This window comes from Methylobacterium sp. Gmos1, from assembly GCF_053764715.1.
The window spans coordinates 88535-104350 of record NZ_JBSNCC010000006.1; the positions used below are offsets into that span (position 1 = coordinate 88535).

Genomic DNA, 15816 nt, shown 5'->3' on the forward strand with positions numbered 1-15816 from the left:
GGCCGTCCGCGCCGCGGTCACGGCTCGATGAGGTGCGGCACGAAGCGGGCCCGGTCGGTGGTGATCGGCCCGTCGCCCTCGCGCAGGCACAGTCCGGCGGGCTCGTCCCCGACGATCCAGCTGCCGACGAGCGCGTGGCGCCCGTCGAAGCGCGGCAGCGCGGCGAGGCCCTGGCGGACGAAGCCCTCGGCGCCGTAGGGCCCCTCGACCCGGGCCGCCACCGCGCCGTCGCGCACGATCAGCACGTTGGCGCCCTCCCGGGCGTGGAGCGGCTTCTTCACGAAGCTGTCGCCGAGGACGGCCTTGGCCGGGTCGTCCTCGAAGAAGGTCGGCAGCAGGTTCGGGTGGCCCGGCGCCATCGCCCAGAGATGGGCCAGCATCCCCTTGTTGGACAGGACCGCCTTCCAGGGCGGCTCGACGAAGCGGGTGGCCGAGGCGCCGACCGCCCGGCCGAACGGATCGGAAAAGATCCATTCCCACGGATAGAGCTTGAACAGGGCCTCGATCGGGCGCCCGGCCTCGTCGACGAACCAGCCATCGGAATCGAGCCCGATCGCCTCGACCGGCAGGAACGGGGCGGCAAGGCCGGCCTGGAGCGCGCAATCCTGGAGATAGGCGAGCGTGCCGCGATCCTCCGGCGCGTCGGCAAAGCCCGCGAAGGCGAGGCGGTCCGAGCGGCCGACCTCGGCGAGGCGCGCCACCAGCCGCTCGTGCAGGGCGTTGAACTGGTCCGAGCCCGCCGGCAGGCGGCCGCGGGCGAGCCCGTCCTCGAGCCAGAGCCACTGGAACACCGCGCTCTCGTAGAGCGCGGTCGGCGTGTCGGAATTGTATTCGAGGAGCTTGGCCGGCCCGGTGCCGCCGTAGCTGAGGTCGAGGCGGCCGTAGAGCGCGGGGTCGCCCCGGCGCCAGCTCGCCCGGACGGCGTCGAAGGCGTGCTCGGGGATCGCCAGCGAGGCGAGGATCGCCTCGTCCTCGACCGCGCGCGCGACGAAGGCGAGGCAGAGCGCGTGCAGGTCGCGGCTCGGCGCCTCGATGCCGTCCTCGATCTCCGCGAGGCTGAAGGCGTAATACGCGCTCTCGTCCCAGTACGGCGCGCCGTCGAAGGAGTGGAAGTGGAAGCCCGCGCGCGCCGCGTGCTCGCGCCAGTCCGGCCGCTCGGGCGTCGCGACCCGGCGCATCAGCCGCCCCCGGACCCGTGCCCGGCCGCCGCGACTGCTCGGCCGGTCCCGCCGAAGCCGCCGCGGGCGATGGTGCGCGGGCTCGCCGCCGGGCTGCGGGCGACCGCCGAGGAGACGCGGGCGCCCGAGCCGCCGCCGCCGGGCACGACCCGGGCGCCCGAGCCGGTGCAGTAGCCGCCGCCGGCATAGCCGCCACCGTGCCCGGCGTGAGACCGCTCCTCCTCCGGGGCGTGGGCGTAGAGCGGCTGGACCGGCAGGCCCTGCTCCTCCGTGCGCCCCATCATGAAGGCGGACATCACGGGAAGGTATCGCCCCTGCGCGTCCGGCGTCACCGTCTCGCCGGGCACGCAGCCGCCGCGGCCGTGATGGCGCTCGCAATCGGCCAGGGCCTCGTAGCGCGGCGCGCCCGCCGCGTAGGCGACGCGGGCGGCGGCCTCGGCCTCGATGCAGGCCACGGCGCTGCGCACCCGCTCGGCGATGCAGGCGTCGAGCGTGCGGTAGACCAGCACGTCCTCGTTCCGCCGCGCCGCAGCGAGGCCGGCGAGCGCGAAGGCCCCGACCCCGGCCCCGGCGACGAGCACCAGGGAGATCGCGGTCGAGCGCTTGGCGCGACGGGCGGTCTCCTCGAGGGAGGCCGGCGCGAACCCGCTCATCGACGCCTCACGAGGTCATCGAGGCGGCGTTCAGGATGCCGCCAGCGAGCGAGGCGGCCCCGAGCAGGCAGGCCGCCGCCATCCGGTCGTCGGCGATCCGCCGCGACAGGTCCGGCACGACGAGGCGGACCAGCCAGTAGACCGCGATCTGCACCACCAGCGCGACGAGGCCCCAGACCAGGCAGTCGAGCACGGAGCGCGCGTTGTAGACCGCCACCGCCAGCGGCAGGGTGAAGCCGATCAGGCTGCCGCCGAGCGCGACCGCGGCGGCGGTGACGTCCCGGCGGATCAGCGCCACCTCGTTATGCGCCGTGGCAAGCGTGTAGGCGGCGAGGTAGAGGCCGGTCAGGACCGCGGCCGTGCCGAGATAGAGCAAGAATTCGGGCAGCCCGGCGATCGACGTCATCGGGTCGACGTCACGACGCCGCAGAGGCCTGGCTCGCCGGCGGAGATCACTTCGCGACGAGCAAGATGGCGACGAGCGGGATGACGACGATCAGGATGCACGGCCGGCCAGGATCCTTCGATCGTCGCGGGTCGATCGATTCGTCGATCCAGTGTCATCACTCCACTTCCCAACGTCAACTCCGCACCGGCGGCAACGCCGCCACCAGCGCCGCCAGGAAGGCCTGCACCGCCCGCGGCAGGCGCCGGTCGCGCATGGTCTGGACCTCGATGCCCCGCGCCAGGCTGCGGCGGGACCGGATCGGCAGCGCCCGGAACTCGCCGCGCCCGATCTGGCCCTGGAGCGCGACCGAGGAGACCAGGGTCAGCCCCCGGGTGCGGCGCAGGAACGGCAGGACGGAGGAGAGCGTGTTGGCGGTGAGCGCCGGCTCGATCGCGACGCCGTCCGCCGCGCAGGCCGCGTCGAGGATGGTGCGCAGCGTGGTGTCGCGCGGCAGCAGCGCCACCGGATAGGCGGCGAGGTCGGCGAGCCCGATGAGCCCGCGCTCGGCGAGCGGATGGTCGGGCGCGCACAGGGCCACCATGTCGAGGCTGTGGCGATAGGCGACCGCGGTCTCGGTCGAGGGCTCCAGGCTGAAGGTGATCCCGAGATCGGCGTCGCCCTGGACCACCCGGTGGGTCACCTGGCCCGGCGGCAGCACGGCGAGGTCGAAGCGGATGCCCGGGTAGCGGGCGTGGAACGCCGCCATCGCCTCCGGCACGAGGTCGATTGCGAAGGCCTCGGTGCAGGCGACGCGGACCAGGCCGCGCCACAGGCCCTCCAGCTCCCGGATCTCGGTGACGACCTGCTCGGCGCTCGCCAGCACCTGGTGGGCGTGGCGGGCGAGCAGCTCGCCGGCCTGGCTCAGCACCATGCCGCGCGGCCGGCGCTCGAACAGCGGGCAGGCGAGCTCGGCCTCCAGGTTGGCGATCTGCCGGCTGATCGCGGAGGGCGCGACGTTGAGCCGGGCCGAGGCCGCCGCGATCGTGCCCTCGCGGGCGACCGCCAGGAAGTAGCGCAACGCCGTGGTCTGCATCCCTCCCGGGCCCCTGCCTTGCCGTTTCGGCAACGAGCCTATCGACAAATTCGTCTTGCTGCGATCGAATCTGCGCAACATCCTGGCAGGGTGAATTTTGCGGCAGTGCAGCATGACGGGTCGAGGCGCCCGCGCTGCCCACGACGAGGCGGAGCCGACATGCCGATACGGATGCCGACACGGATCGAAGCGGGCCGGATGCGCGGGACGGGGGCGCTGCTCGCGGGCCTGCTTCTCGCCGGAATCGCCGGCCCGGCGCTGGCGGGCAAGGCCAACGACACCCTGGTCTACGCCTCCGACAGCGAGCCGGAGAACCTGAGCCCGTACCACAACAACCTGCGCGAGGGGGTGATCCTCGCGCGCAACGTGTGGGACACGCTCCTCTACCGCGATCCGGCGACCGGCCAGCACCAGCCGATGCTCGCCACGGCCTGGACCTGGGTCGACCCGGTGACGCTCGACCTCACGCTGCGCGACGGCGTGACCTTCCACAACGGCGATCCCCTCACCGCCGAGGACGTCGCCTTCACCTTCAACTACGTGCTGACGCCCGAGGCGAAGGTCGTCACCAAGGGCAACGTCGACTGGATGAAGTCGACCGAGGTGACCGGGCCGCACAGCGTGCGCATCCACCTCAAGGCGCCGTTCCCGGCCGCCCTCGAATACCTCTCCGGCCCGACCCCGATCCTGCCCGCCGCCTACTTCAAGAAGGTCGGCCTCGACGGCTTCAGCAAGGCGCCGGTCGGCACCGGTCCCTACCGCATCGTCTCGACCGAGAGCGGCAAGGGCGTGAAGATGGTGCGCAACGACAAGTACTGGCCGGGCAGCCCGGTCGGAAAGGCGAAGATCGGCAAGCTCGAGTTCCGCATCATCCCGGACGGCGACAGCCGGATGGCCGAGCTGATGACCGGCGGCGTCGACTGGATCTGGCGCGTGCCGACCGACCAGGCCGAGCAGCTGAAAGCGGACCCGACGCTCACCGTCGTCTCCGCCGAGACGATGCGGGTCGGCTACCTGCAATTCGACGTCCAGGGCCGCGCCGCGGAGAACTCGCCCCTCAAGGACGTGCGGGTGCGCCAGGCGATCGCGCACGCCATCGACCGCAAGGCGATGGTCGACAACCTGGTGCGCGGCGGCGCCCGGGTGATGAACGCGGTCTGCTTCATCGAGCAGTTCGGCTGCACCGAGGACGGCGTGCCGACCTACGCCTACGACCCGGCCAAGGCGAGGGCGCTCCTCAAGGAGGCCGGCTACGCCAACGGCTTCGACATCGACCTCGCGGCCTATCGCGAGCGCGACTACGCCGAGGCGGTGGTCGGCTACCTGCGCGCCGTCGGCATCCGGGCGCGGCTCAACTACCTGCGCTACGCCGCCTTCCGCGACGCGCTGCGGGGCGGCAAGACCTCGATCGGCTACCAGACCTGGGGCTCGTTCTCGATCAACGACGTCTCGGCCTTCACCGGGATCTACTTCCGCGGCGGCGAGGAGGATCTGGCGCGCGATCCGACCGTGATCGCCGACCTCCAGGCCGGCGACACCAGCGTCGATCCGGCGGTCCGCAAGGCGAAGTACAAGGACGCGCTCGCCCGCATCGCCGCGCAGGCCTACGCCCTGCCGATGTTCTCCTACCCGTCGAACTACGCCTTCAGCGCCGACCTGAACTTCACCGCGCAGACCGATGAGGTGCCGCGCTTCTACGCCGCCTCCTGGAAGAAGTAGGAGGGGCGCCATGCTGGGCTTCGCGCTGCGGCGCATCCTCGTCGCGGTCGGCGTCGCGCTGACCGTCTCGGTGGCGAGCTTCCTGCTCCTCCACCTCTCGGGCGACCTCGCCACCGCCATCGCCGGCCCGGAGGCGACGGGCGAGCAGATCGCGGCGGTGCGCGCGCAGCACGGGCTCGACCAGCCGCTGGTGGTCCAGTTCGGCGCTTGGGCCTGGCGGGCGCTCCACCTCGATTTCGGGCGCTCGTTCTACTTTCCCGAGCAGGTGACCGACCTGCTCGCCGCCCGCATGCCCGTGACCCTGACGCTCGGGGTGATCGCGCTCGCGGTGGCGCTCCTGGTGGCGATCCCGCTCGGGGTGCTGGCGGCGTTCTACCGCGACACCTGGCTCGATCGGGCGGCGCTCGCCGTCTCGGTGCTGGGCCAGGCGATGCCGAGCTTCTGGTTCGGCCTGACCCTGATCCTGATCTTCTCCGTCAACCTGCGCTGGCTGCCGGTCTCCGGCAACGCGACCTGGAAGCACTTCATCCTGCCGGCGGTGGCGCTCGGCTACTACGCCATGCCGGCGGTGATGCGGCTCACCCGCAACGGGATGCTGGAGGTCCTGTCCTCCGACTACGTCCGCACCGCCCGCGCCAAGGGACTGCCCCCGCGCAAGATCCTGATCCGCCACGCGTTGCGCAACGCCGTGATCCCGGTGATCGCGCTCGCGGCCGTCCAGTTCGGCTTCATGCTCGGCGGCTCGATCGTGATCGAGGCGGTGTTCTCGCTCCAGGGGCTGGGCCAGCTCGCCTGGGAATCGATCGCCCGCAACGACTTCCCCGTCGTCCAGGCGATCGTGCTGGTGCTGGCGATGATCTACATCGCCCTGACGCTCGCCGCCGACCTCCTCAACGCCCTCCTGGACCCGAGGCTGCGCTCATGACCGTCCGGCCCGCCTCCCCGCTCGCAGCGGCCCCCGCCGAGATCGTCCTGCCCCCGGCGCGCTCACCCGCGGCTATCGCGCTGCGGCGCGGCCTGTCGCATGGCGGCTTCCTGATCGGGGCCGGCATCGTCGGAATCGTGGTGCTGATGGCGCTCGCCGCCCCCCTCGTCGCCCCGCACGACCCCTACGCCCAGGACGTGTCGCGCCGGCTGATCCCGCCTTTCTGGCACGCCAAGGGCAGCGTCGAGCACCTCCTCGGCACCGACAAGCTCGGGCGCGACTATCTCAGCCGCCTGATCTACGGCAGCCAGATCTCGCTCTTGATCGGGCTCTCCGCCGCCGTGATCTCGGGGGTGATCGGGACGACGCTCGGGGTGCTCGCGGGCTATTACGGCGGGCGGGTCGACGCGGTGGTGAGCTACGTCGTCACCACGCGCCTCGCGATGCCGGTGGTGCTGGTGGCGCTCGCCATGGCCTCGCTCGTCGGCGGCTCGCTCAAGGTGGTGGTGCTGGTGCTCGGCTTCCTGCTCTGGGACCGCTTCGCGGTGGTGACCCGCGCTGCGACCCGGCAGGTGCGGGCCCAGGACTTCGTCGCCGCCGCGAAGGCGGCGGGGTTCTCCCCGGTGCGGATCCTCGCCCAGGAGATCCTGCCCAACATCCTCAACGCGCTGATCGTCGTCGCGACCCTCGAGATGGCGCACGCGATCCTGCTCGAGGCGGCCTTGTCCTTCCTCGGCCTCGGCGTGCAGCCGCCGCTGCCGTCCTGGGGCCTGATGATCGCCGAGGGCAAGCAGTACATGTTCTTCCAGCCCTGGGTCATCACCATCCCGGGCGTGGCGCTCCTGATCCTGGTGCTCGGCATCAACCTGCTCGGCGACGGGGTGCGCGACATCACCGCTCCGGAAGGGCGGAATTGAGCGCTGGTCGGCCGTGGGTCCCCCACCCACGACCCCATCCTGAGGTGCTGCTGCTTGCAGCAGCCTCGAAGGAGGGCTCCAGACGTCTCGCGATCCCTGGAGCCTCCTTCGAGGTCAGTCGATCTTCGATCGACCAACACCTCAGGATGAGGTCGTGGATTGGGAGGAAGCGGAGCCGGCCAGGGTTTCACTCACCGCAGATCAAGAACTAACATCTTCTCTCCCACACGCGTACAGAAGGTCCCCTCCATGTCGCGACGCGACGCCATCGGGCTGGCCCACCGGCACTACGACGACGGCACCTTCCTCGCCGGCTTGCGCGAGGCGGTCGCCCTGCCGACCGAGAGCCAGGCCCCGGACCAGGGCCCGGCGCTGGCCGCCTACCTGACCCGGTTCATCACGCCGCTGGTGTCGCGCCTCGGCTTCCAGGTCCGCCTCCTCGACAACCCCAAGCCCGGGCGCGGACCGTTCCTGATCGCCACCCGGCACGAGGGCGACGACCTGCCGACGGTGCTCACCTACGGCCACGGCGACACGGTGCGGAACTACCCCGAGCAGTGGCGCGAGGGCCTGCACCCGCTCACCGTGACGGTCGAGGGCGAGCGCTGGTACGGGCGCGGCACCGCCGACAACAAGGGCCAGCACCTCGTCAACCTCGGCGCCCTCGCGGCGGTGATGCAGGCCCGGGGGGCTAAGCTCGGCTTCAACGTCAAGCTGCTCGTCGAGATGGGCGAGGAGGCCGGCTCGCCGGGCCTGCACGAGATCTGCCGGACGGAGGCCGCGGCGCTCGCCGCCGATCTCCTCATCGCCTCCGACGGCCCGCGGCTGGAGGCGGCGCGGCCGACGATGTTCCTCGGCTCGCGCGGCGGCGTCACCTTCGAGCTGGTGGTGAACCTTCGCGATGGCGGCCACCATTCGGGCAACTGGGGCGGGCTCCTGCGCAATCCCGGCACCGTGCTGGCGAACGCCATCGCGACCCTCGTCGACGGGCAGGGACAGATCCTCCTCGACGGCTTACGCCCGCCGCCGATCCCCGCGGGCGTGCGGGCGGCGCTCGCCGACATCACGGTCGGGGGTGACCCCAACGCGCCGTCGATCGACGAGGGCTGGGGCGAGCCGGGCCTCTCTCCGGCCGAGCGGGTCTTTGCCTGGAACACCCTCGAGGTGCTGGCCTTCAAGTGCGGCGATCCGGACGGGCCGCAGAACGCGGTGCCGCCTTCCGCCAAGGCGACCTTGCAGCTGCGCTTCGTCGTCGGCACCGACTGGCAGGGGGTGCTGCCGGCGATCCGCGCCCATCTCGACGCGCACGGCTACCCCATGGTCGAGGTGCGGGCGACCCGCGGCGAGGTGTTTCGCGCCACCCGCCTGCCGGTCGAGGATCCGTGGGTGACCTGGGCGCTCGCCTCGATCGAGGAGAGCACGGGCAAGCGCCCGGCGCTCCTGCCCAATCTCGGCGGCTCTCTGCCGAACGACGCCTTCTCGGAGATCCTCGGGCTGCCGACGCTCTGGGTGCCGCATTCCTACCCGGCCTGCGCCCAGCACGCGCCGAACGAGCATCTGCTCGGGCCCCCGACCCGCGAGGCGCTGGGGCTGATGGCCGGCCTGTTCTGGGACCTCGGCGAGACCGGGCCGGCGGTGCTGGCGGAGCGGAAGGCGGGTTGATCTGATTTCCGCTTGCCTCACGCGAGCGAGAATAGAGCACGCCTCCCCTCTCCAGGCGATCCCGGGCTTGCCCGGTATCGCTACAAGGTGTGGGAGAGGGGATCCCGCGTTTTACTGGTGTCACGGCAAATCCGATTGGTTCGGAAACGACGTGACGCGATGGACTTCGCCTGATCGGCGGGCGCGAAGGGGAAGACGATGAGCGAACCGATCGTCCAGATCCGCAACCTGACCCTCGCCCTGCCGCGGGGCGCCGACCGGCCGCACGCGGTCGAGGATCTGAGCCTCGACCTGATGCCGGGCAAGATCCTGTGCGTCGTCGGCGAATCCGGCTCGGGCAAGTCGATGAGCGCCTACGCGCTCACCGGCCTCCTGCCGCGCGCGCTCGGAGTGGTGGGCGGCGAGATCCGGTTCGAGGGCCGCGACCTGCTTCGCCTCGACGAGCGGGCCTGGCGCGATTTGCGCGGCCGGCGGATCGCGATGATCTTCCAGGAGCCGATGACGGCGCTGAACCCGGTGATGCGCATCGGCGACCAGATCGCCGAGATGTTCGAGGCCCACGACCTCCTCAGCCCGAAGGAGCGGCGCGAGCGCGCGGTGTCGCTCGCCCGCGAGGTCGGCCTGCCCGAGCCCGAGCAGATCGTGAAGGCCTATCCGCACCAGCTGTCGGGCGGGCAGCGCCAGCGGGCGATGATCGCGATGGCGCTGGCGCTCGAGCCGGCGGTGCTGGTGGCCGACGAGCCGACGACGGCGCTCGACGTCACGACCCAGGCGCAGATCCTCACGCTGATCCGCGCGATCCAGCAGCGCCGCAACATGGCGGTCCTGTTCATCACCCACGATTTCGGCGTCGTCGCCGACATCGCCGACCACGTCGCGGTGCTCCAGCGCGGCCGGCTGGTCGAGTCGGGCTCGGCCGAGGCGGTGCTGCGCCGCCCCCGGCACGCCTACACCAAGGCGCTGCTCGCCGCCGTGCCGAGCCTGACCCCGCCGCCGCGCGAGCCGATCACCGAGGCCCCGGTCGCCCTCTCGGTGGTGGGCCTCGCCAAGACCTACGCCACCCGCTCAGGCTTCCTCGGCAAGCCCCGGGTGGTGGCGGCGGTCAAGGAGGTGAGCTTCGACTTGCGCCGGGGCGAGACCCTCGGCATCGTCGGCGAATCGGGCTCCGGCAAGTCGACCACGGCGCGGCTGGCGATCCGCCTGATCGAGCCCGACCACGGCAGCGTGCGCCTCGGCAGCCTCGACTTCACGGCGCTCGGGACGCGGGCGCTGCGCGACGAGCGCCGGCGGATCCAGATGATATTCCAGGACCCCTTCGCCTCGCTCAACCCGCGCCGCACCGTCGAGCAGATCATCGCCGGCGGCCCGATCGCCCACGGCACGCCGTCCCGCCAGGCGCGGGCGCGGGCGCGGGAACTCCTCGACCTCGTCGGCCTGCCGCCGAGCGCCGCCGAGCGCTACCCCAACGCCTTCTCGGGCGGCCAGCGCCAGCGCATCGGCATCGCCCGGGCGCTCGCGATGGAGCCGGACGTGCTCGTCGCCGACGAGGCGGTCTCGGCCCTCGACGTCTCGGTCCAGGCGCAGGTTCTGGTACTCTTGGAAGACCTCAAGGCACGCCTCGGCATCGCGATGCTGTTCATCACCCACGACCTGCGCGTGGCGGCGACGATCTGCGACCGGATCGCCGTGATGCATCGCGGCGAGGTCGTCGAGACGAACCGCACCGAGGCGCTGTTCCGGGCGCCCGAGCATCCCTACACGCGCAGCCTGCTGGCGGCGGTGCCGGGGGCGATGTTCGCCGAGACGGCGTGAGGAAGTGGTACGAGTTTCCTTTGACCAACCTCAATGCTCTTCGAGAGCGCGATCCCCTCTCCCGTATGGGAAGGGCTGTCCGGGGAAAGAAAAGCGAGGGGTGATCTCCTCTCCCCGCGGGCGGGGAGAGGGCCGTGTGCCCGTTCAGGGGACACGGCAAGCGCAGGCGCAGCCGGAGCGAGAGTGAGGGGGTGTTCCCGGAGGAGTCTCATGCGTCGAGACCCCCTCACCCTCGCCCTGCGGGCTACCTCCGCACCCGACAAGGGGTGCGGAGGCCTCTCCCCGCCCGCGGGGAGAGGAGAAGTCCCGCGCTTTTCGCTTTCCCCGGACAGCCCTGCGCGGATGGGGAGAGGGGAGGCGCGCTCGTCTCGTCCGCCGCCATCGAGAGGAAATCGCGCGAGATCGCCCGCATCTCCGGGGCATCCGGTGGTAGATCGGCCCGACCACCCGAACCCCGCGAGCCCGACCCCATGGTGCCGTCCTCCCCCCTCCCCGCCCCGCGGCCGGCCTTCGCCCGGTGGATGGGCACCACGAACCAGATCACCCGCACCTTCCTCGCCGCCGGCGCCATCCCAGGCCTCATCAACGTCGCCGGCGGCCTGCCAGACCCGTCGATCTACCCGACCGAGCGCATGGCCGAGATCGCGCGCCGCGCCGTCGCCGAGCATCCGGACGAGGTGCTGGGCTACGGGCCGGTCGAGGGGCTGCCGCCTCTGCGCGACGCCCTCGCCCGGCGCCTCGGTTCGCCCGCCCTGCCGCTGACCCGCGACAACGTGCTGGTGACGACCTCCGGGATGCAGGCCCTCGACCTCGTCGGCAAGGTGCTGCTGGACGAGGGCGGGCTGATCGCCGGGCAGCACCCGACCTATCTCGGCGCCCTCGACGCCTGGCGCCCCAGATCGCCGACGTTCCGCAACCTCGTGCTCGACGCCCCCGGCTTCGACGCGCGCGAAGGCCTGGCGGGCGCGCAGTTCGCCTACGTGGTGCCGAACTTCTCCAACCCCACCGGGCGCCTCGTCGGCCTCACGACACGGCAAGCCCTCGTCGCGGCGGCGCACGAGACCGGCACCTGGCTCGTCGAGGACGACCCCTACGGCACGTTGCAGTACGACGGCGCGCCGCTGCCGCGCCTGATCGAGCTGTCGGCGGGAGCCGCGCCCGGCAGGCCCTATGCCGGCCCGGTCGTCTCGATGGGCACGCTGTCGAAGGAGATCGCGCCGGGTCTTCGCATCGGCTGGATCGTCGCGGCGCCCGCGATGATCGAGGCGCTGACGCTCGCCAAGCAGGGCTCGGACCTGTGCACCAGCGGCCTGACCCAGCGCATCGCGCTCGCGGCGATCGAGACGGGCCTGATCGAGGAGATCCGGCCGGCCGTTGTCGCGCTCTACCGCGCCCGCCGGGACGCGCTCTGCGCCGCGCTCGACGCGCACCTCTCCGAGTGGTTCACCTGGGAGGTGCCGGTCGGCGGGATGTTCGTCTGGGCGACCGCCCGGGACCCGGGCCTCGACACCGACGCGCTGCTCCCGCACGCGCTCGCGGCGGGGATCTGCTACGCGCCGAGCAGCGTCTTCGACGCGGCCGGGGCGAACCGGCGCGGGATGCGGATCAACTTCACCCTCAACCCGCCGGAGCGGCTGGACGAGGGGATGCGGCGCCTGAGCCTGGCGGTCGCCGCGCTCCGGCGGGCGGCCTGATCCGTTCCGTCACCGACGCGAAACGATTCAGGTACCGATTGGAATCAGACTTGATATAAAGTTGCGCGCAATTCAAAGTGCCCTCGATACAATCGAGGAATCGCCTCCATGATCCGGTCCTTCTCGCTCCTGGCCAGCGCCGCGGTGCTGGCTTCCTTCACGGCGCCCGCGCCCGCCGAGGAGGCCGACCCGGCCGCCATCGTCGCCCTGCAATTCGCCGTCAGCGGCGACCACAAGGGCGTGCGCGCGAGCGGCGCCAAGGGCGTCTGCCTCAAGGGCAACTTCACCCCTGCCTCCGACGCGGCGAGCCTGTCGAAGGCACCCCAGTTCTCGAAGACCGTGCCGGTCACTGCCCGCTTCTCGATGGGCGGCGGCAACCCGAAGATCTCGGACAAGACCAAGGCGACGACCCGCGGCTTCGCGATGCGGATGGCGGACCCGGCCGGCGACATGACCTTCGTCGTCATCTCCGCCCCGGTCTTCTCGACCAAGACGCCGGCGCAGATCCTCGAGTTCCTGAAGGTCCGGGTGCCGGGGCCGGACGGCAAGCCGGATGCCGAGAAGATCAAGGCCTTCGCGGCCCAGAACCCGGAGACCGGCCGCCAGGCGGCGTGGCTCAACGCGCGCCCCGTTCCGGCGAGCTACACGGGCACCGATTACTGGGCGGTGCACGCCTATACCCTGACGAACGCCAAGGGCGACAAGACGACGGCCAAGCTCAAGTTCGTCGCCGCCGACAAGGCGACGCTCTCGGACGACGAGTTGAAGGCCAAGCCCGACGCGTTCTACGCCGACGAGCTGAAGGAGCGGCTGTCCCGGGGACCGGCGAAGTTCGACCTCGTGGCGATCCTGGCCGAGCCCGGCGACCCGACCAACGACGTCACCGCGACCTGGCCGGAGGACCAGCGCAAGACGAAGACGCTCGGCACCCTGGCGGTCACCGAGATCGCGCCCGACGCCACCTGCGACGCCGCCACCTTCGATCCGGTGGTCGACCTGCCCGAGGGCATCGCCGGCCCGGCCGACGACCCGATGTTCGCGATCCGCTCGCCGGCCTACGCGGTGTCGCTGTCGCGGCGCTCGAACTGAGGGCCGATCCGACCTGCGAGAGTAGCGGCGCAACACGCCGTTCCATCCCTCCTTCGAGGCTCCCTGCGATCGCACGTCAGGATGAGGTCGGAGGCGGGATGGACGTTTCGAGGTGCGCCGAACACCCTCTCAGGCGACAGACCGCTCCACCCCCCGCGCCGCCTCGCTCGAGGCTCCTTGGCGCACCTCCTCCGCCTCCCGGCACAGCATCCCGGCGAGCGCGCGGGCGCGCTCCGCCCAGTGGTCGCGCTCGGCGCGCAGGGCCGCGAGCTCGTCGCGGCCGGACGCCAGGGCGACCGCGAGATCGTCGACCTCGGCCGAGAGGGCGTGCGCCCGGTCGCGCTCGCGGGCGAGCGCGGTGCGCAGCACGGCGAGCGCGGCGGACCCCGCCTCCGGCGGGGGCGCCTCGGCCAGGCGGGCGGGCGGGGCCTCGGCTGCGGCCGACGGGGCCGTCTCGACGGCACGGGGCCCGGCGGGCGCGGCCGCGACCGTGAGGGGCACGCCCTCCTCCTCCAGCACGAGGCCGTGCAGCATCGAGAACACCCCGTCGCCGTCGAGGCGGGCGAGGTCGAAGCCGCTCTCGGCGGCGAGCCCGCACCACAGGGCCTGGCCGCGGGCGGACTGGCCGACGAAGGCCATCGACCAGTCGGGAAAGCCCCGGGTCTCGGCCGGGCCGCATTGCAGTACCGTGACGTCGCCGTGGCGCTCGTCGCGCTGGATGCGCTCGAAGGTCTCCTCCACCCCGGCCCGCGGCCCCTCCAGCACCTGCGCGAAGGCGCCGCCGTTGAACATCAGGGCGCCCGTGACGCCGATGGCGCGGTTGTTGGCCTGCGAGGCGGCGAGGATCTGGCGCACGGCCGCCGTGATTTCGTGGTCGGGGCCCTGGAGCAGGTTCTTGCTGGCGTAGACCAGGCGGTAGAGGTCACTCATGGCTGGCTCCGGCATGGCGCGGTCCGGGAACGGGGGCGGCGAGGAGGGCGAGCAGGGCGTCGGCCGGCAGCGGCCGGCTGATCAGGTAGCCCTGGACGTCGGTGCAGCCCTCGGCCCGGATGCGCCGCAGCTGCTCGGGCGTCTCGACGCCCTCCGCCACCGTGGTCATGCCGAGGCTGCGGCCGAGGCCGGCGATCGCCCGGATGATCGCCTCGCCGTCGTCCTTGGCCCCCGGATCCTTGCCCGCATGCAGGTCGGCGACGAAGGAGCGGTCGATCTTGATCTTGTCGAACGGGAAGGCGCGCAGGTAGCTCAGGCTGGAATAGCCGGTGCCGAAATCGTCCATCGACACCCGCACCCCGAGGGCGCGCAGGCGGTGGAGGGTGTGCAGGGTCTTCTCGTTGTCCTGCAACAGCACGCCCTCGGTGATCTCGACCTCGAGCCGCGCCGCCGGCAGGCCGGCATTGCCGAGCGCCGACACGATCGTCTCGACGAGGCGGTCGCTCTTGAACTGCGCCGGCGAGACGTTGACGGCCACCGTCAGGGGTTGGGGCCAGGCGGCGGCGTCGCGGCAGGCCTGGCGGATCACCCACTCGCCGATCGGCAAGATCAGGCCGATCTCCTCGGCGAGCGGGATGAAATCGACTGGGGAGACCAGCCCGCGCTCCGGGTGGTGCCAGCGGATCAGCGCCTCGCAGCCGACCAGCCGCTCGTCGGCGAGGTTGAGCTGCGGCTGGTAGTGCAGCCGGAACTCGCGCCGGGCCAGCGCCTGGCGCATGTCGAGCTCGAGGCGCCGGCGCGCCTGCATGCGCGCATCCATCTCCGGCTCGAAGAACCGGAACGTGCCCCGCCCGTCGAGCTTGGCGCGGTAGAGCGCGAGGTCGGCGTTCTTCAGGAGACGGTCGGCGTCGCGTCCGTCGGCCGGCGCCAGGGCGATGCCGACGGAGGCCCCGATCGAGAGCAGCTGGCCCTCGATCATGTAGGTGCGGCCGACGAGGTCGACGACGCGGCGCGCCAGCGCCTGGGCCTCGCCGGGCTCGGACACGCCGGCTTGCAGCACCACGAACTCGTCGCCGCCGATCCGCGCGACGGTGTCGCCGGCCCGGACCATCGCGCGCAGCCGGTCGGCGACCTTGCGCAGCAATGCGTCGCCGACCGGGTGGCCGAGCGTGTCGTTGACCGGCTTGAAGCGGTCGAGGTCGACGAGGAGCACCGCGCAGCCCTCGGCCTCGCGCTCCAGGCGCGCCAGCGCCGCGTCGAGGTGCTCGCGCAGTTGCAGGCGGTTCGGCAGGCCGGTGAGGGAATCGAGGCGTGCGAGATCGTGGGCCCGGGTCTCCGCCGCCCGGCGGGCGCTGACGTCCTCCAGCACCAGGGCGACGCCCTCGCCTGGGATGGCGTGCATCTCGACCTGGACGCGGTGGTCGGCCAAGGCCACGTCGAGGACCGCCTGGCCCGTGAGGCGCGCGACGATCCCCCGCGCGGGCAGGCCGGAGCCGGCGCGGGCGAGGCGCAGGAGCCGGCGCAGGCTCGGCGCGCCGTGGAGGCCGAGCCGTTCCAGCAGCGCGAGGGCCGGCGCGGTGCAGGCGTCGACCCGGCCGTCGGGGCCGATCATCACGAGGCCGTGCCGGACGGCGTCGAGGCCGCGGGCGAGGCGCCGGATCGCGGCGGGGTCCGGCCCGTCCGCACGCGCGGGCACGCAGGCCGGGACGAGGCGCGGCGCGGCCGACAGGAGGGCTGTCATGGGGGCGTGTCGGGC

At 72.3% G+C, this 15816-nt stretch carries 13 protein-coding genes; 7 read left to right on the forward strand and 6 right to left on the reverse strand.

The genetic code is table 11. From position 1 onward, the window contains the following. Positions 1 to 17: 17 nt before the first annotated feature. The 4 genes from ACS5PV_RS14195 to ACS5PV_RS14210 form a co-directional block, all read right to left on the reverse strand. Positions 18 to 1178, reverse strand: coding sequence for a glutathionylspermidine synthase family protein (locus ACS5PV_RS14195; protein ID WP_455395971.1), 1161 nt, complete (start codon positions 1176 to 1178; stop codon positions 18 to 20). Beyond that, positions 1178 to 1831 (reverse strand): DUF1190 domain-containing protein, encoded by a 654-nt coding sequence (locus ACS5PV_RS14200; protein WP_455395972.1) that lies wholly within the window; start codon positions 1829 to 1831, stop codon positions 1178 to 1180. Before ACS5PV_RS14200 ends, ACS5PV_RS14195 begins: the two co-directional genes overlap by 1 nt. Positions 1832 to 1838: 7 nt before the next feature. Further along, the gene (locus tag ACS5PV_RS14205) at positions 1839 to 2237 is read right to left on the reverse strand and encodes a DUF350 domain-containing protein (RefSeq protein WP_455395973.1); all 399 of its coding nucleotides are present in this window, start codon (positions 2235 to 2237) and stop codon (positions 1839 to 1841) included. A 175-nt stretch (positions 2238 to 2412) separates the two neighbouring features. After that, on the reverse strand, positions 2413 to 3312 hold the full coding sequence (locus tag ACS5PV_RS14210; protein ID WP_455395974.1) for a LysR family transcriptional regulator: 900 nt from the start codon (positions 3310 to 3312) through the stop codon (positions 2413 to 2415). A gap of 198 nt (positions 3313 to 3510) precedes the next feature. Between ACS5PV_RS14210 and ACS5PV_RS14215 the strand changes: the two genes are divergently transcribed. The 7 genes from ACS5PV_RS14215 to ACS5PV_RS14245 all read left to right on the forward strand — a co-directional run bounded on the left by ACS5PV_RS14215 (position 3511) and on the right by ACS5PV_RS14245 (position 13130). Beyond that, a complete protein-coding gene (locus ACS5PV_RS14215) occupies positions 3511 to 5031 on the forward strand; it encodes an ABC transporter substrate-binding protein (RefSeq protein ID WP_455396217.1) in 1521 nt (506 codons plus the stop codon). 10 nt (positions 5032 to 5041) lie between these two features. Continuing rightward, entirely contained in the window at positions 5042 to 5956 is a 915-nt protein-coding gene (locus tag ACS5PV_RS14220; protein ID WP_455395975.1) for an ABC transporter permease, read from the forward strand. Continuing rightward, positions 5953 to 6873 (forward strand): ABC transporter permease, encoded by a 921-nt coding sequence (locus ACS5PV_RS14225; protein WP_455395976.1) that lies wholly within the window; start codon positions 5953 to 5955, stop codon positions 6871 to 6873. Before ACS5PV_RS14220 ends, ACS5PV_RS14225 begins: the two co-directional genes overlap by 4 nt. 249 nt (positions 6874 to 7122) lie before the next feature. Further along, entirely contained in the window at positions 7123 to 8535 is a 1413-nt protein-coding gene (locus tag ACS5PV_RS14230) for a M20 family metallopeptidase (protein WP_455395977.1), read from the forward strand. Between the two features lie 198 nt (positions 8536 to 8733). Then, entirely contained in the window at positions 8734 to 10347 is a 1614-nt protein-coding gene (locus ACS5PV_RS14235) for an ABC transporter ATP-binding protein (protein WP_455395978.1), read from the forward strand. 470 nt (positions 10348 to 10817) lie between these two features. Next, on the forward strand, positions 10818 to 12041 hold the full coding sequence (locus ACS5PV_RS14240; RefSeq protein WP_455395979.1) for an aminotransferase-like domain-containing protein: 1224 nt from the start codon (positions 10818 to 10820) through the stop codon (positions 12039 to 12041). Between the two features lie 108 nt (positions 12042 to 12149). Beyond that, on the forward strand, positions 12150 to 13130 hold the full coding sequence (locus tag ACS5PV_RS14245; protein WP_455395980.1) for a catalase family peroxidase: 981 nt from the start codon (positions 12150 to 12152) through the stop codon (positions 13128 to 13130). 129 nt (positions 13131 to 13259) lie between these two features. Here the strand turns inward: ACS5PV_RS14245 and ACS5PV_RS14250 are convergent, their stop codons facing one another. Both ACS5PV_RS14250 and ACS5PV_RS14255 read right to left on the reverse strand, forming a co-directional pair. Further along, positions 13260 to 14060 carry a BLUF domain-containing protein gene (locus ACS5PV_RS14250; RefSeq protein WP_455395981.1) on the reverse strand — a complete coding sequence of 267 codons (801 nt, stop codon included), beginning with the start codon at positions 14058 to 14060 and terminating at the stop codon, positions 13260 to 13262. Then, positions 14053 to 15801: a putative bifunctional diguanylate cyclase/phosphodiesterase gene (locus ACS5PV_RS14255; protein ID WP_455395982.1), complete on the reverse strand. Its 1749-nt coding sequence runs from the start codon at positions 15799 to 15801 to the stop codon at positions 14053 to 14055. Before ACS5PV_RS14255 ends, ACS5PV_RS14250 begins: the two co-directional genes overlap by 8 nt. Positions 15802 to 15816 lie beyond the last annotated feature (15 nt).

Bases quoted from the DNA above. Each gene is read 5' to 3' on its own strand.
- ACS5PV_RS14195 (WP_455395971.1), bottom strand. From the start codon at position 1,178: ATGCGCCGGGTCGCGACGCCCGAGCGGCCGGACTGGCGCGAGCACGCG.
- ACS5PV_RS14200 (WP_455395972.1), bottom strand. From the start codon at position 1,831: ATGAGCGGGTTCGCGCCGGCCTCCCTCGAGGAGACCGCCCGTCGCGCC.
- ACS5PV_RS14205 (WP_455395973.1), bottom strand. From the start codon at position 2,237: ATGACGTCGATCGCCGGGCTGCCCGAATTCTTGCTCTATCTCGGCACG.
- ACS5PV_RS14210 (WP_455395974.1), bottom strand. From the start codon at position 3,312: ATGCAGACCACGGCGTTGCGCTACTTCCTGGCGGTCGCCCGCGAGGGC.
- ACS5PV_RS14215 (WP_455396217.1), top strand. From the start codon at position 3,511: ATGCGCGGGACGGGGGCGCTGCTCGCGGGCCTGCTTCTCGCCGGAATC.
- ACS5PV_RS14220 (WP_455395975.1), top strand. From the start codon at position 5,042: ATGCTGGGCTTCGCGCTGCGGCGCATCCTCGTCGCGGTCGGCGTCGCG.
- ACS5PV_RS14225 (WP_455395976.1), top strand. From the start codon at position 5,953: ATGACCGTCCGGCCCGCCTCCCCGCTCGCAGCGGCCCCCGCCGAGATC.
- ACS5PV_RS14230 (WP_455395977.1), top strand. From the start codon at position 7,123: ATGTCGCGACGCGACGCCATCGGGCTGGCCCACCGGCACTACGACGAC.
- ACS5PV_RS14235 (WP_455395978.1), top strand. From the start codon at position 8,734: ATGAGCGAACCGATCGTCCAGATCCGCAACCTGACCCTCGCCCTGCCG.
- ACS5PV_RS14240 (WP_455395979.1), top strand. From the start codon at position 10,818: ATGGTGCCGTCCTCCCCCCTCCCCGCCCCGCGGCCGGCCTTCGCCCGG.
- ACS5PV_RS14245 (WP_455395980.1), top strand. From the start codon at position 12,150: ATGATCCGGTCCTTCTCGCTCCTGGCCAGCGCCGCGGTGCTGGCTTCC.
- ACS5PV_RS14250 (WP_455395981.1), bottom strand. From the start codon at position 14,060: ATGAGTGACCTCTACCGCCTGGTCTACGCCAGCAAGAACCTGCTCCAG.
- ACS5PV_RS14255 (WP_455395982.1), bottom strand. From the start codon at position 15,801: ATGACAGCCCTCCTGTCGGCCGCGCCGCGCCTCGTCCCGGCCTGCGTG.